The organism is Rummeliibacillus pycnus, from assembly GCF_044359855.1.
GTDB classification, from domain to species: Bacteria; Bacillota; Bacilli; order Bacillales_A; family Planococcaceae; genus Rummeliibacillus; species Rummeliibacillus pycnus_A.
This window is the reverse complement of record NZ_CP132291.1, coordinates 3,463,985-3,483,905: the sequence shown is the minus strand read 5'-3', so window position 1 is coordinate 3,483,905 and position 19,921 is coordinate 3,463,985. Positions and strand designations below refer to the sequence as shown.

Annotated in this window: 19 protein-coding genes; 6 read left to right on the top strand and 13 right to left on the bottom strand. The window is 35.0% G+C overall.

Going from position 1 to position 19,921, the window contains the following annotated elements; translation table 11 throughout:
- Positions 1-33 precede the first annotated feature (33 nt).
- On the bottom strand, positions 34-1,500 hold the full coding sequence (locus Q8X41_RS16895) for a UDP-N-acetylmuramoyl-L-alanyl-D-glutamate--2,6-diaminopimelate ligase (protein ID WP_397537408.1): 1,467 nt from the start codon (positions 1,498-1,500) through the stop codon (positions 34-36).
- A 114-nt stretch (positions 1,501-1,614) separates the two neighbouring features.
- Here Q8X41_RS16895 and Q8X41_RS16890 point away from each other — a divergent pair, with 114 nt between their 5' ends.
- Positions 1,615-2,355 (top strand): aspartate kinase, encoded by a 741-nt coding sequence (locus Q8X41_RS16890; protein ID WP_397537407.1) that lies wholly within the window; start codon positions 1,615-1,617, stop codon positions 2,353-2,355.
- On the opposite strand, the gene Q8X41_RS16885 is transcribed toward Q8X41_RS16890, so the two are convergent.
- Complete coding sequence (locus tag Q8X41_RS16885) at positions 2,352-3,410, bottom strand: CAP domain-containing protein (RefSeq protein ID WP_397537406.1); 1,059 nt, start codon at positions 3,408-3,410, stop codon at positions 2,352-2,354. The two genes, Q8X41_RS16890 and Q8X41_RS16885, sit on opposite strands and share 4 nt — an antisense overlap.
- 142 nt (positions 3,411-3,552) lie before the next feature.
- Here Q8X41_RS16885 and Q8X41_RS16880 point away from each other — a divergent pair, with 142 nt between their 5' ends.
- Positions 3,553-3,918 (top strand): YugN family protein, encoded by a 366-nt coding sequence (locus tag Q8X41_RS16880; RefSeq protein WP_397537405.1) that lies wholly within the window; start codon positions 3,553-3,555, stop codon positions 3,916-3,918.
- Positions 3,919-4,189: 271 nt separating this feature from the next.
- Positions 4,190-5,242, top strand: coding sequence for a sporulation integral membrane protein YtvI (gene ytvI, locus Q8X41_RS16875; RefSeq protein WP_397537404.1), 1,053 nt, complete (start codon positions 4,190-4,192; stop codon positions 5,240-5,242).
- A gap of 36 nt (positions 5,243-5,278) precedes the next feature.
- Here the strand turns inward: ytvI and Q8X41_RS16870 are convergent, their stop codons facing one another.
- From Q8X41_RS16870 to cyoE, 7 genes are all read right to left on the bottom strand, one after another.
- Positions 5,279-5,743 (bottom strand): DUF420 domain-containing protein, encoded by a 465-nt coding sequence (locus Q8X41_RS16870; RefSeq protein ID WP_397537403.1) that lies wholly within the window; start codon positions 5,741-5,743, stop codon positions 5,279-5,281.
- A 27-nt stretch (positions 5,744-5,770) separates the two neighbouring features.
- Positions 5,771-6,691: a cytochrome c oxidase assembly factor CtaG gene (gene ctaG, locus Q8X41_RS16865; RefSeq protein WP_397537402.1), complete on the bottom strand. Its 921-nt coding sequence runs from the start codon at positions 6,689-6,691 to the stop codon at positions 5,771-5,773.
- A gap of 207 nt (positions 6,692-6,898) precedes the next feature.
- Positions 6,899-7,231 carry a cytochrome C oxidase subunit IV family protein gene (locus Q8X41_RS16860; protein WP_397537401.1) on the bottom strand — a complete coding sequence of 111 codons (333 nt, stop codon included), beginning with the start codon at positions 7,229-7,231 and terminating at the stop codon, positions 6,899-6,901.
- Positions 7,231-7,857: a cytochrome (ubi)quinol oxidase subunit III gene (locus tag Q8X41_RS16855; RefSeq protein WP_397537400.1), complete on the bottom strand. Its 627-nt coding sequence runs from the start codon at positions 7,855-7,857 to the stop codon at positions 7,231-7,233. The genes Q8X41_RS16860 and Q8X41_RS16855 overlap by 1 nt, the downstream gene beginning before the upstream one ends.
- The gene (gene ctaD / locus Q8X41_RS16850) at positions 7,857-9,728 is read right to left on the bottom strand and encodes a cytochrome c oxidase subunit I (protein ID WP_397537399.1); all 1,872 of its coding nucleotides are present in this window, start codon (positions 9,726-9,728) and stop codon (positions 7,857-7,859) included. The genes Q8X41_RS16855 and ctaD overlap by 1 nt, the downstream gene beginning before the upstream one ends.
- 41 nt (positions 9,729-9,769) lie before the next feature.
- Complete coding sequence (coxB, locus tag Q8X41_RS16845) at positions 9,770-10,855, bottom strand: cytochrome c oxidase subunit II (RefSeq protein ID WP_397537398.1); 1,086 nt, start codon at positions 10,853-10,855, stop codon at positions 9,770-9,772.
- A 94-nt stretch (positions 10,856-10,949) separates the two neighbouring features.
- Positions 10,950-11,867, bottom strand: coding sequence for a heme o synthase (gene cyoE, locus Q8X41_RS16840; protein WP_397537397.1), 918 nt, complete (start codon positions 11,865-11,867; stop codon positions 10,950-10,952).
- 326 nt (positions 11,868-12,193) lie between these two features.
- Here cyoE and Q8X41_RS16835 point away from each other — a divergent pair, with 326 nt between their 5' ends.
- Positions 12,194-13,102 carry a heme A synthase gene (locus Q8X41_RS16835; protein ID WP_397537396.1) on the top strand — a complete coding sequence of 303 codons (909 nt, stop codon included), beginning with the start codon at positions 12,194-12,196 and terminating at the stop codon, positions 13,100-13,102.
- A gap of 130 nt (positions 13,103-13,232) precedes the next feature.
- On the opposite strand, the gene pyc is transcribed toward Q8X41_RS16835, so the two are convergent.
- The 3 genes from pyc to Q8X41_RS16820 all read right to left on the bottom strand — a co-directional run bounded on the left by pyc (position 13,233) and on the right by Q8X41_RS16820 (position 18,189).
- Positions 13,233-16,667, bottom strand: a complete 3,435-nt coding sequence (gene pyc / locus Q8X41_RS16830) for a pyruvate carboxylase (protein WP_397537395.1) — start codon at positions 16,665-16,667, stop codon at positions 13,233-13,235.
- A 14-nt stretch (positions 16,668-16,681) separates the two neighbouring features.
- Positions 16,682-17,845, bottom strand: a complete 1,164-nt coding sequence (locus Q8X41_RS16825; protein ID WP_397537394.1) for an FtsW/RodA/SpoVE family cell cycle protein — start codon at positions 17,843-17,845, stop codon at positions 16,682-16,684.
- Between the two features lie 62 nt (positions 17,846-17,907).
- Positions 17,908-18,189: a DUF1507 family protein gene (locus tag Q8X41_RS16820; protein WP_397537393.1), complete on the bottom strand. Its 282-nt coding sequence runs from the start codon at positions 18,187-18,189 to the stop codon at positions 17,908-17,910.
- Between the two features lie 178 nt (positions 18,190-18,367).
- Between Q8X41_RS16820 and Q8X41_RS16815 the strand changes: the two genes are divergently transcribed.
- Positions 18,368-18,868 (top strand): peptidyl-prolyl cis-trans isomerase, encoded by a 501-nt coding sequence (locus tag Q8X41_RS16815; RefSeq protein WP_397537392.1) that lies wholly within the window; start codon positions 18,368-18,370, stop codon positions 18,866-18,868.
- Between the two features lie 13 nt (positions 18,869-18,881).
- On the top strand, positions 18,882-19,085 hold the full coding sequence (locus Q8X41_RS16810) for a YlaI family protein (protein WP_397537391.1): 204 nt from the start codon (positions 18,882-18,884) through the stop codon (positions 19,083-19,085).
- Positions 19,086-19,507: 422 nt separating this feature from the next.
- Here Q8X41_RS16810 and Q8X41_RS16805 read toward each other — a convergent pair whose 3' ends face one another.
- The gene (locus tag Q8X41_RS16805; protein ID WP_397540293.1) at positions 19,508-19,900 is read right to left on the bottom strand and encodes a YlaH-like family protein; all 393 of its coding nucleotides are present in this window, start codon (positions 19,898-19,900) and stop codon (positions 19,508-19,510) included.
- Positions 19,901-19,921 lie beyond the last annotated feature (21 nt).

The following is a 19,921-nucleotide window of genomic DNA, read 5'->3' as shown; positions in this document are numbered from 1 at the left end:
ACATTGACTTGTATGATTAGAGGATTATAACTATTAGCTATTTTTATTTTTTTCTAACATAGTAAGAATTTCTTTCACAACTTTTTCATCAGAAAAAGGTAAAATTCCCCCTGCTACGATTTGACCTTCTTCATGACCTTTTCCCGCAATGATTAATATATCACCTTTTTTGCAGCTATTAATGGCATTCTGAATGGCCTTTTTCCGATTAGGTTGCATTCGATATGGCTTCATGTGAATTCCTTTTACAATAGAATTCAAGATATCACTGGATGGTTCGCCTCTTGGATTATCATCTGTAAGCCAAATATAATCTGCATACGCATCAGCTATTTCTCCCATTTCAACCCTTTTCCCTTGATCTCGATCGCCTCCACAACCAAAGACAACCACTAATCGCTTTGTCGTTTGTAAACGAAGTGCACTTAATAGGGCTTCTAATGCAGTGGGGGTATGTGCGTAGTCTATAATAATTCGGAATCCTAGTGTATTGGAAACTTCTTGCATTCTTCCTGCTGGTAATGTTAATTTACCTGTATATTTGGCAACTTCCTCTAAAGGAAATCCTAATTCTGTTATTGTTGTAATTGCTGCAAGTACATTATATTGTAAATACTCACCTTGAAAAGGAATCATTATATCAACTGGTATATCATGATCCTGAATGAGCAATTGCATTCCTTCTTCTATAGTCTGTTCATGGATAATACTACAATCTGCCAATAAACTTTTTCCGAAACTTTTAACAATTGGATGTTCCATTCTAAGTTGTTTACAGAATGGATCATCAATGTTAACTATAATTTGCTCAGAAAATAGACATAATCTTTTTTTAGCTGCTAGGTAATATTTTTCGCCACCATGTTCTTCATAGTGGTCTCGGCTTACATTCAAATACACACCTATATCAATATTACAATCATCAAGACGATGTTCTGATAATGCAAGCGATGAAGCCTCCATGACAAGATGTGTTACGCCTTGACTTACACAATAAGCAAAAATTCTATACAACTCTGTTGCTAATGGCGTTGTTAATGGTTCCAATTTAACTGTTTGTTTCTTACCCTTTATAAATAACCCAACAGTTCCAAGGACCGCTACCTTGACATTCAACGACTGTAATAATTGACCGATAAAATGAGTTACGGTAGTTTTTCCATTCGTTCCCGTTACTGCAATGATTGTAAGTTGTTCATCATAAGCACCGTAAAGTTTTTTGCTTGCATACGATAAAAAAGTTGAGCAATTAGGGACCCAAATAACTGGAATTTGTAGATTGACTTTTGCTTCGTATCGACTATGTACGATAGCTACAGCTCCATTTTGTATTGCGAGTTCTTTATAATCCCAACCATCGAATTTTTTCCCTTTTCTTGCAACAAATATGTCACCAGGTTTCACATCACTCGCTCTATCAGTAATACCTTTAATTTCAGTACGTATTGAACCACATTCTAATTCACAGGGCCATTCTTTTAACAATTCTGCCAAGATCAACTATGTTCCTCCTGCACATTTTATTAACATATGAATACATTACTATAACCCCTTCACCACTTATATGGTATGAAAATCATGCAGAATATGTCACGAGGAGATAGGAGTCACAAAATGATTATTCAAAAATTTGGCGGAATTGCTATGCAATCAAAAGCTTCACGTAAGCATTGCCTTCTCCATATTAAAAGAGCTATAAAAGAACACGGTAAAACAATTGTTGTTGTGTCTGCCATGGGCAGATTTGGTGATGCTTATGCTACTGATACTTTATTAAATATTACAGATGCATTTAGTACTTCAACAAAAGCGAAAGATTTAGTTGCCGCATGTGGGGAGCTAATTGCCGCTGCTGTTCTATCATCAGAGCTAAAGCAATCTGGAATAGATAACCTGTTACTTTATGGTGCTCCACTTGGAATAACAACTACTAATAATTTTGGAGATGCTGAAATTATTGATATTAGCGAAGAAACGCTCTTATCCGCCCTAAATCACTATGATTGTATTGTTGTTCCTGGCTTTCAAGGAATTACGGATGAAGGTGAGATTGCCACTCTTGGTAGAGGTGGTAGCGATTTAACAGCCGCCGTTTTAGGTGCAACTTTACCAAATGTATTAATTGAGTATTATAAGGATGTACCTGGTGTCATGACAGGTGATCCCCATCTGGATAACGATGCAGAACTTATTAGAGAGCTTCCCTATTCAGAGTTTTTGACATTATTAAATAGTGTTCATCCTTTAATTCAAAAAAAGGCAGCGGAAATGGCACAACAGCACCATCTCACGCTGCATATTCGAAATGTCTTTTCTTTAGAATCTGGAACAGTTGTATATCCAGATGAAGATTAATTATTTGCTTGATCTCGTTGGATGAACACTTGTGTAAAATGTTTACCAAAAGCACCGGTACCTATTTGATTAAAATTCTTATTCAATAAGGTGTCACGATGTTTTTCTGAATTTAAAAGTCCATTAATTGCTTCTGGCGCATCCAAATAATCCTCTGTAATATTTTCTCCAGCAGAATCAAATTGTATCTCCGCATTTTTTAATCTATCTTTAAATGCATTACTTTCTTGTTCTTCTTGTGAGATTTTATTGACCGCAAGTTTTTCACTATGCGCCATTGCCAACTTATTTAAATCTTCCTCAGACAATAGTGCTGGTAATCCTTTTTGGAGTCTATACACATTCGTTAATTCAAATAATTGTTTTTGATTTTCTTGATCTATTTCTTCTTGCTTATATGAAGATGGAACAGTTGGTGTAATCAAATCCCCCACATAAGTCATGTCATATGGGTGTTGTTTAACAAGCGTTTCTCCATCTATATATCGAACCGCTTCTAACGTTTTATCTATTGCATCAAAATATAACTGTGCATACAATCCATCATACATGACTAAAATGCGAGACTGCAAATCCTCTTCATTTAAGATAAAAGTATAAATATTATCTTTAACTTTTACGTTTACTTCCGTATCTGTAATTGTATTGCGATACAATTCATCTATTCCTTGACCGATTTTAAAAGGAGCTGCATTAGAATCAGCACCGGTAGTATAAACTTGTTTTACTTTATGATCTTCAACACCTACAAGAATATAGTTACTTGGTGACTTTTGATATACCCACCAATCGAAATCATATGCAGAAGGGCTCTTTCGATCTGGAGTTCCTAATTTTTCTTTTAGCTTTTTAGTTGAAAGACCAACTAATGTTGATAGCCCTTTAGTTGGTCTTTCAACTGTAGAATTGTTCATGTCTGGTGCTTGTTTTTGAGGAATCACCTTGCCATTTGAATTAGGCGCTAATGGTTCGTTTTCTTTAACCGGTTGATTTATATAGAAATAAACGACTAACAGTGCCGTCAAAATAATTAATACTCTAACAAAAACTTTCAATTTAATCTCTCCAATTTTTTAGTAAATTCATTATACCAATTACATAGATGGATTCACAATGTTGTCATTGCAACCAGTGCCATTTTGCTCTATTATGAAATTGAACGTATATTGTACAAAAGTGTCGAAGGAGGATATTAGAATGTATTTTGAAAATACTGGACTTGAGAACAAAATTGCACATATTACATTACTTGATGACTTAATGAGTCAACATGGTTTAATCCGAGCTACTGGCTGGGATTACGAACGTATTACTTGGGATCGAAAATTTGTTGTTCAAGATGGTACTTACTATTTACGAATATTCGGTTACACAAATGATGGTGACAACGGTTCAAATGATTCCAACATCACTTTATTAAAACCAGTTCTTGGAAAACACTATTTCCCACATGGCATTGAATATGGTGAAGATGAAATCTTCCCTGCTAATTTAGTAAAAACATGTCAAGATGTGTTAGCCTCACTTTCAAAAGAACTAAATCAATTTAAAATTCAATCATAATGCAATTATTCATTCAAATGCCGTACAAAATGTTCAATTTATTACATTTTGTACGGATTTTTTATTTAAAGGCTATCTTAATGGATACTGTTGATGTTTTATCCAAAGTATTTGTTCAAATATCCTCAATCAAATTTACATAACTTATTTAAATGTTTGACTCCTATCGTTTTGTAACTAAAGCGAAAAATATTTAAAAAAGCTCTTTTTTTAGCATGATTTTCAAAAAACTTCTCATACTATCACTGTCAAATATATATGGGTGATTAGGATGATACAGCGCATATTCACAAAATTCTTTCCATGGTTCATTTTTGGTTTAAGTTTTCTATTTTCAATATTCTATGCACAGCCAATTCTCTTAGCATTTTTGACAGCACTTTGTTTTAACCCACTAATTATTAAATACGAAAACCAGTGGAATAAATCTCGTCGCTTTATAGTATTCGTTCTTTTCTCGATTTTCAGCATTATTGTGCTAGTATGTTGTTACTTATTATACACTCTAATCATTTTAAAATTTGTTGGATTTTCTCAATGGATTCCACAATTTTTAGATACAATCAATGCAAGATGGATCTATTTTCAATTCAAGTTAACAAACATCATGCATGATTTACCACGTCCTATCATACTCTCTATACAACAATGGATTGAGCAAATGTTGAGTAGTTTACAAAAAAATGTAACTACATATATTCAGGCAGATCGACTACTCAATTTAGTTCAAAGAGTTCCTTCAGTAGCATTTAAGCTATTCATTTATTTCTTAGCACTATATTACTCAATGTTAGAGATACCGAACATTCTCAAATCTTTTAGTAAGTGGTTACACCTTGAAGGAAATTCTTCAGCTAAAGTTTTTATTCAACACCTAAAAAAAGGTACACTTGATTTTTTAAAAGCACAATTGATAGTGAGTGTTGTGATTTTTTGCGTTACATTATGTACTTTATTATGGATTACACCTCGTTATGCAATTCCTATGACGATCCTTGTTTGGCTTGTCGATTTGCTTCCAGTATTAGGTGGAATGATGGTTTTAATTCCGTGGTCTATTATTTGTTGGATTAATGGACAGACCTTTGAGGGAACTGTTCTATTTATTTTAGCTATTGTTGTCCTAGTACTACGTCAAATACTTGAAACAAAAGTAACTAGTAGTCATCTTGGCCTCCCACCTTTAACTACCATAATTTGTATGTATGTTGGATTTGAAATGTTTGGATTTATTGGTTTTCTTATAGGTCCATTTATAGCCATTTTAATCGTTGTGATTGAACAATTTAGAAAAAGTTGGAGAATCGCCAATAAAAAAGACTAATTTCTTTTCATACAAGAAATTAGTCTTTTATTTTGTTTATTGATTATTTAATATAGCCTTAATAACTGAGGTTGTGGGACCACCACTATAGAATACATAAAGTAATAAGTAAACAATAACGCCGGTAATCGCAACAAAGAACCAAATAATACTTGTGATTGGTGCAATTTTACGGTGACGTTCTAGTTTGTTTGAAAATCCTGCAATTAGCGTAATAATACCAAACACTGCGCCTGAAGTTGCTAAAATAATATGGAACACCAAGAAGATTGTATAATACATTCTCAAATGTTCAGGACCGCCAAAAGCAGTATTACCGAGGAATACCGTTCTTGAAATATAAATAATAAAGAATAATAATGCTGAAATTGCAGCAGCAATCATTGTTTTTTTATGTGCTTCAATTTTCTTTTGTTTAATAAGCACCCAACCGATCGCAATTAGTATTGCACTAAGAACGATGAAAGAAGTACTAATCGTTGGTAATATAGGTACACTCATTTTTTTACTCCTAACAATCTAGTTTAATTAATGGTATTGATTTGCATATAAACGTTGTCTTTCTTTTAATGCTTCTTCAGTCATTTGATCTGCATTTTTTTGATCATTTCTATACCACATAATAAATACTCGTCCAAGAATACATGCGAAAATTATTTCTTGGATAATCTTCATGATTACACCACCAAGTTGTTGATCTTCAACCGGTGACATATTTGTAAATAATTCAGGGCCAGATAATGATAGTCCTTGTAAAGTTGAGCTTGGTACACAAAGTGCCATTGATTTCATCCACATTTCACCATTTGTATAAGTCGCGTAGAACGCAGTAGATGAGAAGATGATTAGAGCACATGCTGGCGTAATTAAAATTGCATTGGCAATTATATAGAAAAATTTATTTAAATCTTTCATGCGAGGTTCACCCTCAACTGTATTTAGTAATGGCCAATACATAAATAATGCTGACATAAATAGTACAAATGTATAAATACCATGCAAAGTTTCATCTAATTTAATATAGTCTAACACCGCGGGTAAGTGGTAAAAAGAGAATAATAAGACAAAATTGAAAATGGCAATCATCGGTTTTGTCAAAAAATGAAATGCTGGTTTTATAAAAGGTAAGTTAATTGTACTTTTCCATAACCAGTTTGGAATACCAATAATAAAGAAAATAGGAATAAACAATAGTAAGAAAGCCATTTGAACCATATGCATTGTAAACATAATATGTGCCATTAAATCAATGGGCGATCCGATAATGACATATAGCATAACCATTGCGAATACAAATGATACGGCTTCCCCTTTTTTTAGAGGTTCACTATATTTAAAGTCTTTTCTCCATTTTGTTGTCACTAAAAAATACAGCACTGTAAAGAACACCAATACACCAATTAATGTTGGGCTCCACATAGCTCGAAATCCAAAAATACTCAAAGGCATCGAAGTTCGCTCCTTTACATTCAATACCTTCATTATAAGGTGCTTACATTAAAACAGCAATGAACGAATATTGACAATTTCCTCTGAGTTTCCACGAATCTATTACATATTATTAATCAACTAATCTGCATTTTCATTCTTTATTCCTCTTAAATTCAAAAAAAGACCGAGTCTATTTGATATAGACTCGGTCTTTAAGTGTAGCTACTAGATCCAAATGATTGTTATAAAAGCAAGAACCATTGTGAATGCAACAATTACACTTGAGTACAAGAAGAATTGGATAATTCCTGTACCTTTTTCGCTTAAGTGCATGAAGTAATACAATTGAAGTCCGACTTGAACTGCAGCGAATAATAAAATTATTGGTAGTACCAGATAAGCTGAAAATCCAGCTTGAACTGCAGCGAATGCGATAAATGTCAAGAAAATCATGATCGCAAAGACAGTTACTTGGTTACGCATCGCTTGACCAGCTTTACGGCGAGACAGTTTGTATTCTGCATCGTTTCTAGCTTCTACGTGTACGTCATGTGACATTATTTTATCACTCCCATCAAGTAAACTACAGTGAAGATGAATACCCAAACAACATCGATAAAGTGCCAATATAATGATGCAATGAAGAACTTAGGTGCATTATACAGGTTTAAGCCGCGTTTTGCATTACGTAGGATTAATAATGTAATCCATCCTAAACCGATGACAACGTGCAATCCGTGCGTACCTACTAAAGTATAGAAAGAAGATCCGAATGCACTTTGAGTAAATGTAAAACCTAGGTGAACATAGTGATTGAATTCATAAATTTCAAAACCTAAGAATCCAAGACCTAAAAGAACTGTAATAGCTAACCAAGCTTGCATTGCTTTAAAGTTATAGTTTTTCATGTGGTACATTGCATACACACTTGTTAATGAAGAAGTTAACAGTAACATTGTCATAATGAATGCAAGTGGTAATTCAAATAAGTTTTGAGTAGTAAATTCCATACCACTTGGCCCTTTGTCTTTAAGAGCTAAGAATGTAGCAAACAAGGTAGCAAATAGAACAGTTTCACCGCCAAGGAAAATCCAAAAACCAAGAACTTTGTTTTTACCTTCTACAGTTGATTGTTCTGGATGTTCTGGCCAAGATTGTGGGGTGAATTTAGTTTTCAAATCCATTATTTGTTACCCCCTTTTTCATTCATTATTTCTTCTTTACTGATATGGTAACCCAAATCATCTTTAAGAGAACGATAAATCATAGAAAGAACAGTAATTGCTAAACCAATAATTAATACTGCTAAAGACCATGGTTTATCAGCATCTGGATGATAAAGTGCACCGAAACCTGCTATGAATAAACCAACTACCATTACGAATGGAACAAAAGAATTATTTGGCATATGAATATCTGAAATAGGTTCAGCATATGACATACCTTCTTTGTTTCCTTCCATTTTTTCAATCCAGTAAGTATCTAAACCACGAACAAGTGGAGTTTGTTTGAAGTTATAAAATGGTACCGGTTGTGGAATTGCCCATTCAAGAGTACGTCCGTCACCCCATGGGTCACGACCAACTGGTTCACCTTTAATAGTAGTGATAATAACATTAAGTACCAAAATAATTACACCAATAGCCATTAAGAATGCACCAATTGTTGAAATGTAGTTAAATGTATCGAATCCTTGGTTTGGTAGGTACGTGAACACACGACGTGGCATACCCATTAAACCTAAGAAATGTTGTACAAAGAATGTACAATGGAAACCAACAAAGAAAAATACAAATGTGATTTTACCAAGTGTTTCATTCAACATTCTATTGAACATTATTGGCCAGTAGAAATGTGTAGCCGCTAATAATGCTAATACAACACCACCAACGATAACATAGTGGAAGTGAGCTACGATAAAGTAAGAATCATGTAATTGGTAGTCAAGAGGAGCTGCAGCTTGCATAACCCCTGTTACCCCACCAGCTACGAATGATGGAATGAAACCAAGTGAATAAAGCATTGGCGTTGTGACTTTAATTGAACCGCCCCACATTGTACATAACCAGTTGAAGATCTTCATACCAGTCGGTACAGCGATCGCCATTGTAGCAACAGCGAAAATGGCGTTTGCAGTTGCTCCAAGACCTACGGTGAACATATGGTGAGCCCATACCATGAAGCCTAAGAAACCGATTAAAATTGTCGCAAATACCATTGAAGAGTAACCGAATAATCGTTTACGAGAGAATACTGCGATAGCTTCAGAGAAAATACCGAAAGCAGGAAGAATTAAGATATATACTTCAGGGTGACCGAAGATCCAGAATAAGTGCTCCCAGATGATTGTGTTACCACCCATAGTATGGTCAAAAAAGTTTGCTCCAAACATACGGTCAAAGATCATAAAGAATAATCCTATAGTAAGTGGAGGGAATGCGAATAAAATTAATGCACTTGCTACAAAAGTAGTCCAAGTGAATAATGGCATACGCATAAATGTCATACCCGGAGCACGCATATTAATGATTGTTACAAGGAAGTTAATCCCTGAGATTAACGTACCTGCACCAGAAATTTGTAAACCAATAGTATAGAAGTCAATACCATGACCAGGCGATGCCAAAGATAATGATGCATAAGAAGTCCAACCAGCATCAGGAGCTCCACCAAGGAACCATGAAAGGTTTAAGAAAAGACCTCCGAAAAAGAATAACCAGAAACCTAGTGAGTTTAGGAATGGAAATGCAACGTCACGTGCACCAATTTGTAATGGTACAACAGCGTTCATAAATGCGAATAGCAATGGCATAGCAGCAAGGAAAATCATTGTTGTACCATGCATTGTCATAATTTCATTAAAGAGACCCGCACTTACAAAATCATTATTAGGTTTTGCAAGTTGGATACGAATGAGCATTGCTTCAATACCACCGATTACGAAGAAAAGCGTACCGGCAATTAGGTATAAAATGGCGATCTTTTTATGGTCTACTGTAGTTAGATAGTCCCAAATAGTTGCGCCAAAGCCCTTTTTCTTTGCAGTTGAGCTCACAACCTTAACCTCCTTCAAAATGTTTCAAATAAAATTCTACATTATTTTTCTACAGACAAGCCCATTATGTAGGCAGCTAAAGCATCAAGCTCTTGATCTGTGAATTTTTTACCTTTATTAATTTTTTCAGGTTGAGGCATAGTATTACCTGGTTTAACGGATTGAGGATCATTAATCCATTTTTTTATGTTCTTTGTATTGTGATCTAATACACCTGCAACACGGTTACGATCGCCAAATGTAGCAAGGTTAGGTGCAATACCAGTTCCTTTTCCTACACCAGAAGTAGCGTGACATGTGATACAGCTAGTTTTAAATAATGCTTCACCTTGTTTTTCAAGATCGCTTGTAGCTACTTGCTTATCAGAAGCTTTCATTTCTTTGACCCAATTATCGAAATCTGCTCTGCTTAAAGTTTTTACTTTAAAGTCCATTAATGCATGTGAAGGACCACAAAGTTCAGCACATTTACCATAGAATACACCTGTTTCAAGGTCTTTTGATTGTTTATCGAATTCTAAGAAAAATTTGTTGACGTTATCAACATTTGTATCCATTTTTCCCCCGATAGCAGGAACCCAGAATGAGTGTTTTACGTCTCCTGAAGTGAGGTTGAAGTAAACTTTTTCACCTGTTGGTACTACCAATTCTTGGGAAGTAACAATTCCTTCGTTAGGATATTCAAATTGCCACCAATATAATTTTGCAGTTACATTGACAGTAACAGCTTTGGCATGACCATCAGCATCTTTTGCATCCATCGCTTTTGTATCAGCGAGTTTATAAGTAAGAGCAACTGTTGGTACAGCTAATATTAGAAGTAAGATAATTGGAATAGCAGTCCAAATAACTTCTAGAGTAGTACTACCTTCTACTTGCTTAGGAATAACATTTTCTCCAACTTTTTTGCGTCGGAATCTGATAAGTGCAAGTACATAGATTACTACTACTACTAAGATTACGAGCGTCATAATTGCAGTTGATAAAAGCATTAGATTATGTTGATCTTTGGCTACTTCACCTGCTGGAGATAAAGTTGATAAATAATCTTTACCACAACCAGAAAGGAAAACAATAAGTGCTGTTAACATTGCAAAAATACGCCACTTTTTAAGCCCTTTCATCATAGCTTAATTAAACCCCTCTTTCTTTGTTGTATTTCATGTGTAACCAGGACTGTGGTTGTTCTATATGAATTCTTATAAAGAAAGAATTCCAACGTTAGCTAAAGACGGAAAAGATAATCATTGAAACAAATAAAATAGTCATATAGTTCAAAGAATAGATGAACATTTTGTTTGCCCATTTCAAATCGTCTTTGGCTTTAAAACCTGATATTGCGAGTATGAACCAGCCTAGATTCAATGTAGTTGCAAGAATGATAAATCCTAAACCTAGCTTCATTAATAAAAACGGTAGTGGAAATAACAGTACTATCCAAATTAGCATAGACTTTTTCGTTCTGTTAAAGCCTTTAACAACAGGCAACATCGGTATTCGTGCAGCCCGATATTCTTCTGTTCGCTTCATTGCAAGTGCATAAAAATGCGGTGGTTGCCAAGCGAACATAATACAGAATAATGCAAAAGTACCTGAACCTAATGAAGGATCAACAGCAGCCCAGCCGATAACTGGAGGAATTGCACCGGATATACTTCCCACAATTGTGTTACTTACAAATCTTCTTTTTGACCACATTGAATATAAGACGACATAGCTTATAATTCCCGCAAGACCCCACACACCGGCAGCAAATGATGCCATAAATAACAAAATTTCACCCACAAATAGAAGGACGAGTGCTGTTGTCATTACAAATCGAGGAGTGAATCTACCAGTAACTGTTGGTCTTGACTTTGTACGCGTCATCACAGGATCTATATCTTGGTCTATATAATTATTCATCGCACCAGAACCTGCAATAATGAAAGCTGATCCTACTATTGCATAGAACATTATATCCAATTCCTGTAAGAAGTGTCTGTCTGTAAATTGAAATGCTAACCAAAGCCCTGTAAAAGCGGTTACTAAATTTGAATTAACGATTCCAATTTTGATAAGTGCTAGGAAATCTTTCACAAAGGAACTTGTATCTGGCTCACTATTTCTACTGGTAGTAAGTACCCGACTATTAGACATTATACCCTTCCTTTCAATTTGATAAGCATATCCTGTTAATCCTACTATAACTAAAATCTGTAATTATTTCTAGACGAAAAGTTAAATTTCGTGTAGAGGAAAAATAGGGAACAGGTAGCTCTATTACAACATATCTATAGTAAATCATTTTATCTCTAAATATTGTGAAAGTTATGAAACGAAATTATGAACAATTTGTGAAATCGCTTGCATATAAAAAAAGTCAATACTTTTTACAAGTTGTATTTTAGCTATATTTTCGATATTATCAAAATTGCAGGTATCGCTAAAATATGATTACTATATTCAAAGTAGGTGTCAATTATATGCAACAAAGTAAATACATGAAATGGTTTGCTGTTGCTGCAACACTTGGAATGGTGCTCATTTTGTTGGGCGGGGCACTCGTTACAAAAACGGATAGCGGTATGGGCTGTGGAAGAAACTGGCCCGATTGTAACGGTTCTTTAATACCAAAACATATTACAACTGAAGTACTTATTGAATTTTCTCATCGCGTAGTGACTGGCTCTGTATCCATTTTAATCTTCATTTTATCTTTTTGGTCTTGGAGAAAGCTTGGACATGTTCGCGAGGTAAAATTTCTATCCTTTATGGCCTTATTCTTTTTAATAGCACAAGCTTTAATTGGTGCTGCACAAGTGCTTTGGGGACAAGGTGACTTCATCTTAGCATTACATTTTGGTATTTCTCTTATTTCTTTTGCTGCGGTATTATTGCTAACTCTAATTATTTTTGAGGTTGATCAGAAGTTTAATGTAAACAGCATACATATTGGACGTAGATTAAAAATACATACAATAGGAGTAACAATTTACTCATATCTTGTAGTATATACAGGTGCTCTTGTTCGTCATACCAATTCGAGTTTAATCTGTCCAGATTGGCCACTTTGTCACAATAATTCTGTCGGATTACCAGACAACTTTTATGAATGGGTCCAAATGGGACATCGTCTTGCTGCGGCATTAATTTTTGTATGGATATTATTTATTGTAATCCACGCCATGAAATATTATAAGAATCAACGTGTACTATATTGGGGATGGATTATAGCATTTATACTTGTATGTCTACAAGTTATAGCAGGTATAGGTGTTGTCTTAACACGCTTAAATATTATTATTGCTCTATTACACACATTATTTATTTCTCTATTATTCGGTCTGCTATGTTATATGATTCTACTTATTTCTAGAAGCGATCAAAAATAACACAATTAATTTATCATTCTAAAAAAACACGACTTTCAATTGAAAGTCGTGTTTTTCTTTTACACTTTTATTCTATCTCGTTACATTAGCTAGACTACTCTAGTCTGAAAGGGCAGCTTCCACTTTATTTTTAAGATTCCATTTCAATTAGTAAATCTCCCGTTGAAATAGCATCTCCTGCTTCTACAAAGATATTTTTAATCACGCCATCTTTCGGTGCTTGTACAGTTGTTTCCATTTTCATGGCTTCAGTGATTAACAAATGCTCACCACGTTTTACAGGACTACCTGAAGATACAACAACTTTTAATACAGTTCCTGGCATTGTTGCACCAATTTGATTTGCATTTGACGGATCCGCCTTTGGTTTTCGTTCTCCGGCTACTTCAACTGTCATATCTTGAATGACAATTTCACGAGGTTGTCCATTTAGTTCGAAATAAAGCACACGCGTACCATCATGTTGGGCCTCACCAATAGATACTAGTTTGATGATTAAAGTTTTACCTTTTTCAATCTCTACTTCGACTTCTTCCCCTAGTTTTAAACCGTATAAGAAAGTTAGTGTATCTAATACAGAAACATTATCGAATTTCTTAGCCGTTTCCATATATTCTTCAAATACTTTTGGATATAATGCTGAAGCTAATACTTCATGACTTGTAATCGGTCTATTATATTTGTTAAATAAATTATCACGAAGTTCTTTTAAATCTACTGGCTCTAATAATTCCCCAGGTCTTACTGTAATTGGTTTTCGCTCTTTTAATATAACTTTTTGTAATTCTTCTGGGAAACCACCAAAAGGTTGACCTAAGTAACCTTGGAAGAGTTCAATTACTGAGTCTGGGAAATCAATTGTTTTTCCTCGTACTAATACTGATTCCTCATCTAAATCATTTTGTACCATAAATAACGCCATATCGCCAACCACTTTAGAAGATGGCGTTACTTTGACAATATCCCCAAATAGTAAATTTACGCGAGAATACATTTTCTTTACTTCTTCCCAACGGTCTCCTAGTCCAACACCTTTTGCTTGTTGTTGCAGGTTACTATATTGACCACCAGGCATTTCATGAACATAAATTTCAGAATGAGGGCTGTTCATACCACTTTCAAAATCTTTGTAGTATTTACGAACATCTTCCCAGTAGTATGAAAGCTTTTCTATGCCATCGATATTTGCACGTACTTGTCGATTGCTACCTTTCATCGCATAGTACAAACTGTTCGAACTTGGTTGTGAGGTTAAACCAGCCATTGAGCCCAATGCTGTATCAACGATATCAACTCCCGCTTCAGCTGCTTTTGCATATAAGTAAATGCCATTACCACTTGTATCATGAGAATGTAAGTGAATTGGTAAATCAGTTGCTTCTTTTAATTCCGAGATTAATCGATAAGCTGCTTCCGGTTTTAATAAGCCAGCCATATCTTTAATAGCCAAAATGTGGGCCCCAGCTAACTCTAACTCCTTCGCCATATCTTTATAGTACTGCACAGTATATTTTGCTCTAGAATCATCTAGGATATCTCCCGTATAACAAATAGCAGCTTCTGCAATCTTCCCTGCATCTCTTGTAGCGTCAATTGCTACTTCCATACCTTTGATCCAGTTTAAACTGTCGAAAATACGGAATACATCAATACCTGCATCTGCAGAATTATGAATAAATTCTTTAATCAAATTATCAGGATAGTTCTTATAACCAACTGCGTTCGCACCACGCAATAGCATTTGGAATAATACATTTGGTATTTGTTCACGTAATTTAATCAATCGTTCCCATGGGTCTTCTTTTAGGAAACGATATGCAACATCAAAGGTTGCACCTCCCCACATCTCAAGTGAGAAATAATTATCCATAATACGTGCAGTGTCTTCTGCAATTTCATGCATATCATATGAACGAACTCGTGTTGCAAGTAGGGATTGATGCGCATCACGCATAGTTGTATCTGTTAACAACAGATCATCTTGTTCGCGTATCCATTTCACTAAACCTTCAGGACCTCTTTCATCCAAAATCTGTTTTGTTCCTGCTGGAATGGTTTGGAAACGTTCAATTTGTGGTTTATGTGGCTTTGGATAGATTGGCTTTTGTTTTTTCTCGATACCCGGGAAACCGTTAATCGTTACATTACCAATATAGCTAAGTAATTTTGTACCACGGTCACGTGCAGGCTTAAATAAGAATAATTCAGGTGTAGAATCTATAAAACTAGTGTCGAATTCCCCATCAATAAACTTAGGATGTTTTACAACATTCTCCAGAAATGGGATATTCGTTTTAATTCCACGAATACGGAATTCTTGTAGATTTCGATCCATTTTCGCAGCAGCTTCTTTAAAGGTATTACCCCAAGTAGAAACTTTTACTAATAAAGAGTCATAATGTGGGGAGATAACCGCACCTTGGAATCCATTACCAGCATCCAAACGAACACCAAAACCTCCGCTTGAACGATATACCATTAATTTCCCTGTATCTGGCATGAAATTATTTTGTGGATCTTCAGTCGTTACCCGAGATTGAATAGCAAAACCAAATAACGGTATTTTAGATTGTTCTGGAATGTTAATATTGTCCCCATGTAATGTATAACCATTTGCAATATTAATTTGCGCATGGACAATATCGATACCTGTTACCATTTCTGTAATTGTGTGTTCTACTTGAACACGTGGATTTACTTCGATAAAGTAAAAATCATTGCCAGCTACTAAAAATTCCACTGTACCAGCATTAATATAACCGACATTCTCCATCAATTGAACAGCTGCATTACAAACTCTCTCACGCAATTCATGCGAGATTGAATTTGATGGAGCAATTTCAACTACTTTTTGATGACGACGTTGAATTGAACAGTCGCGTTCATATAAATGAACTAAATTACCCTCTTTATCTCCTAAAATTTGTACTTCTATATGTTTTGGATGAAGGATACATTTTTCAACATACACTTCATCAGAGCCAAATGCTGCCTTTGCTTCCGATTTTGCACGATCATATGCTTCTTTCGCTTCTTCTGCATTATGTACAACGCGCATACCACGACCTCCGCCACCAAGAGCAGCTTTAATCATTAATGGGTATTCATATTCTTCTCCAAAAGATAATACCTCTTCTAGAGTATCAACAGGACCATCTGTACCAGGAATAACAGGTATTCCTGCTGCAACTGCCTGTTCTCTTGCTTTTACCTTATCTCCAAACATGTCTAAGTGTTTAAAAGTTGGACCAATGAAAATTATGTCTTCTTCTTCACAACGTTTTGCGAACTCCGAATTTTCAGATAAAAAACCATAGCCAGGGTGGATAGCATCTGCTCCTGACTCTTTTGCGATTTGTAAAATCCCTTCAATATCTAGATATGCATCAATTGGTTTCTTGCCATCCCCAACAAGATAAGCTTCATCTGCTTTATAGCGGTGGAATGAACCGCTATCTTCCCTTGAATAAATTGCAACTGTGTGAATGTTTAATTCTGTACAAGCTCGAAAAACACGAATTGCAATTTCGCCGCGATTTGCGACTAGAATTTTATTAATCGGCATAAAGATCCCCCTAATCAATTATTCTCTTTTTTAACAAGCATGGAGACATTTGCTAGTATCCCCATAGCTAAAGATAACAGAATTACCGATGAACCGCCATAACTAATAAACGGAAGTGGTACACCAGTTAAAGGGATAATACCACTCAATCCACCTACATTGGCGAAAGTTTGAATACCAATCCAACTTCCAATACCTGCAGCAATCATGCGTGCCATCGGATCTTTTGCTTTAATTGCAATACGCATTGCTTTGTATACGATAAAACCTAACCCAAATAATACAATTGCTACCCCCAATGTCCCTAACTCTTCTGAAATAATTGCCAAGATAAAGTCCGTATGTGGTTCAGGTAAATACCCCATTTTTTGTACAGATTGTCCTAATCCTAATCCTTTAACGCCACCTGAGCCAATTGCATAATAACCATTTACAATTTGATATCCAAAAGCATCAGAGTCTTTAAATGGATCGAGATATGCGCTTAATCTTCCCATTCTTTTTTCAGTAAAGAATGAATCTTTGAAAATAAATAGCCCTATTAAACCGACAACTGCTAAACCTATTAACCAACCAATAATCTTACTAAAAGTAGTAAATTTCATGCCACTAGCAGCCATAACTGATAATGCAATCATCGTAATTAAACCAATTGCCCCCAAATCAGGTTCTAATCCTATAAATAGAATAACCGTACCAAAAACCAATAACGGAGGCATAATTGACTCATTAATAATATCTAATTTTCCAGTCTCTTTTTTCTTTGCAAAGAAAGCTGCAAAATAAAGAATTATCCCTAGTTTAGTAAGTTCAGATGGTTGTAAATTTGCAAACCCAAAATTAAGCCAACTCTTTGCACCAGAATTACTTGGACTATAACCAAATAAAAATACAGCAGCCAACAAAGAAAGCATGGTAGCAATAATCAACATCATCATATTTCTATCCTTATAACGCTTATAAGGTATTATTAAACCTATAAAAAAGGTTACAGCCGCAAGCGATAAATTCATCAGTTGCTTTTTATAAAAATAATCCGGCGGTTCTTGTAATCTATTGACAGCCCAGAACATACTTGAACTATAAATCATCACTAATCCAAACAAGCATAATAAAAGATATGTAAAAAACAAAGGGTAGTCAAAATACTTAGCATATTTTTTGAAATAAGTTTTCATATTATTACCTCATTTATCATCTAGCAAAAAAACCCAAACAGCTTTGTGTTTGAGTTTTTTACTTATTTCTCTGTGAATGCATCGTGCAATGCAGACAACTCTTTCTCCAGTGAATCGAGAATTTCCCTTCCCTTATCACGTTCAAGCAAACCTAGTTTAACTGCAAAGTCAATTTCTCGAGATAAACCAAACATTTGCGTATCTAAAACTTCTTCGTACAAAGGGCATTGTGGCATTGTCAAATGTTCCATTTGCACTCTTATTAATCTTGCTATTTTATCCGCATCGGCAATTAGGAGTTCCAATGCTTTCTCCTGATACGAACTTTGTGATTTTGTATCCATGAGGACGCCCCCATTACCTGATATTTCTTCAACTCTATCTTAATAAATTTTATCTTTTGCAAAGAAAAAATGCAAGCATCTATATTTCAAATTGAGAATCATAATATTATTTCTTTCTATCCATTGATAAAAAGCGTTATACTTAGAAGTGAAATGGAACATTGAAGGAGGAAAATCTATGGAATCCATCATTCAAATTAAGGGTGCAGTCAACTTTCAAATTACATTAGATCCTACAGTTTGGATTTTTGATGACCGTAAGCTAGATTTAGAAAAATATTTCATCGAAAAGCCTGAAGAGGTAGATCCTGATGAAGAATATATCGAAAAAGCAGGGAAATTCTGGTCTCGTGAAATTATGGAAGGTGCTACTTTCCCACCAACTTTAAAAACCGAGCGTAAATTTGATCGTAAGGAAATGATGACAGGTACTTTCGGTATAAAAATTGAACCTTTCATTAATAATGCTGAACCAAAAGAAGATGCAACAACTGTTGTATTTGAAACAAACAATGGCGCACAACATCGTCATAGCATTGAAGATGCGAAAAAGTTTATTTTCCAATTTAGTAAAGAAGGTAAAATGCTGAACGAAGATGGTCCTGTCTACTTATTATTAAGAGATGGTTCCAACTACGAAAATCCTATTAAAGGAATCGTAGGAATGCAAGTAGAATAGGGGGGGAATTATTATGCGAGTTAAATGCGTAATCTGTGATACTCTTAGCGAAATCCCTGATTTCTCACCAGTAGCTAAGAAATTACGCAATCGTCCTATTCACACTTATATGTGTCCAACTTGTCACGATCGAATTACAGAAAAGACAAATGCAAGACTTGCTACTGGTAAATTTCGCTTTATCCGAAGTGCAGTTCAGGAAGATGAAGAATTTTAAATATTTCACAGAGCATCCTTTAGGATGCTCTGTTTTTTTGTTTTGGCTATGTTTTTTTGGCTCTGATAATCTTCATTGTTGATTATTTAAGCAAAACTTGGAGTGGAAATGGCGTAGACTCCTGCGGGAAAGCGAGACAGGCGAGACCCCGCACGAAGCGAAGCGTAGGAGGAGGCTCACCGCCCGCCCGCGGAAACCGAAGCCCTTTTCAAGTTTATCAACAGCGTAATTTAACATAGCCTTTTGTTTAAAAAAGAGATTTTTTAAAAAGTGGAGGATATATTTTCAATAAAGCCCTTTCGTACTAGAGAAAGGATAAAGTGCTTTTTGCTTCTGATGTTACTCTTCGTAATGATAATTTACTCTTTCTGCTAGCTTTCTCGTTATAAAAGGAGTTGTCCAAAATGGACAACTCCTTATCTTTATGAAGCAGCTTCTCTTTTCTTATCTCTACGCAAACGAACTTTATAGACGATTAGTACTAAAGCTGCAACTATTAATCCTTCAACCATTGGTAAGAAGAATGCTAAAAAGGTTAATATGATACATCCAAAGAACAAGAAAACATAAATCACAGCAGTTTGCCATTTTTTTAATGCTGATCTTGCAAATCCAAGATGATACACAATTGCAGTTAATACGAAGATAACAGCTAATAAAATATAGCCTGCTACCGTATAGCTTGGTGCATTCTCATAAATATAACGAGCAACACCTGACATACGATTAAATACTTGATCATGTCCATCTGTAGAAGTAGATGTAGCGACTTGCATAAAATTCAGTTTCAATAATAAACCGGACTTAAACAAGATATCTCCCTTCCTCTCGACCCG

Excerpts from the sequence above, each read along its gene's own strand:
- Q8X41_RS16890 (WP_397537407.1), top strand. The coding sequence starts at position 1,615 with ATGATTATTCAAAAATTTGGCGGAATTGCTATGCAATCAAAAGCTTCA.
- Q8X41_RS16880 (WP_397537405.1), top strand. The coding sequence starts at position 3,553 with ATGTATTTTGAAAATACTGGACTTGAGAACAAAATTGCACATATTACA.
- ytvI (WP_397537404.1), top strand. The coding sequence starts at position 4,190 with ATGATACAGCGCATATTCACAAAATTCTTTCCATGGTTCATTTTTGGT.
- Q8X41_RS16870 (WP_397537403.1), bottom strand. The coding sequence starts at position 5,743 with ATGAGTGTACCTATATTACCAACGATTAGTACTTCTTTCATCGTTCTT.
- ctaG (WP_397537402.1), bottom strand. The coding sequence starts at position 6,691 with ATGCCTTTGAGTATTTTTGGATTTCGAGCTATGTGGAGCCCAACATTA.
- Q8X41_RS16860 (WP_397537401.1), bottom strand. The coding sequence starts at position 7,231 with ATGTCACATGACGTACACGTAGAAGCTAGAAACGATGCAGAATACAAA.
- Q8X41_RS16855 (WP_397537400.1), bottom strand. The coding sequence starts at position 7,857 with ATGGATTTGAAAACTAAATTCACCCCACAATCTTGGCCAGAACATCCA.
- coxB (WP_397537398.1), bottom strand. The coding sequence starts at position 10,855 with ATGATGAAAGGGCTTAAAAAGTGGCGTATTTTTGCAATGTTAACAGCA.
- cyoE (WP_397537397.1), bottom strand. The coding sequence starts at position 11,867 with ATGTCTAATAGTCGGGTACTTACTACCAGTAGAAATAGTGAGCCAGAT.
- Q8X41_RS16835 (WP_397537396.1), top strand. The coding sequence starts at position 12,194 with ATGCAACAAAGTAAATACATGAAATGGTTTGCTGTTGCTGCAACACTT.
- pyc (WP_397537395.1), bottom strand. The coding sequence starts at position 16,667 with ATGCCGATTAATAAAATTCTAGTCGCAAATCGCGGCGAAATTGCAATT.
- Q8X41_RS16825 (WP_397537394.1), bottom strand. The coding sequence starts at position 17,845 with ATGAAAACTTATTTCAAAAAATATGCTAAGTATTTTGACTACCCTTTG.
- Q8X41_RS16820 (WP_397537393.1), bottom strand. The coding sequence starts at position 18,189 with ATGGATACAAAATCACAAAGTTCGTATCAGGAGAAAGCATTGGAACTC.
- Q8X41_RS16815 (WP_397537392.1), top strand. The coding sequence starts at position 18,368 with ATGGAATCCATCATTCAAATTAAGGGTGCAGTCAACTTTCAAATTACA.
- Q8X41_RS16810 (WP_397537391.1), top strand. The coding sequence starts at position 18,882 with ATGCGAGTTAAATGCGTAATCTGTGATACTCTTAGCGAAATCCCTGAT.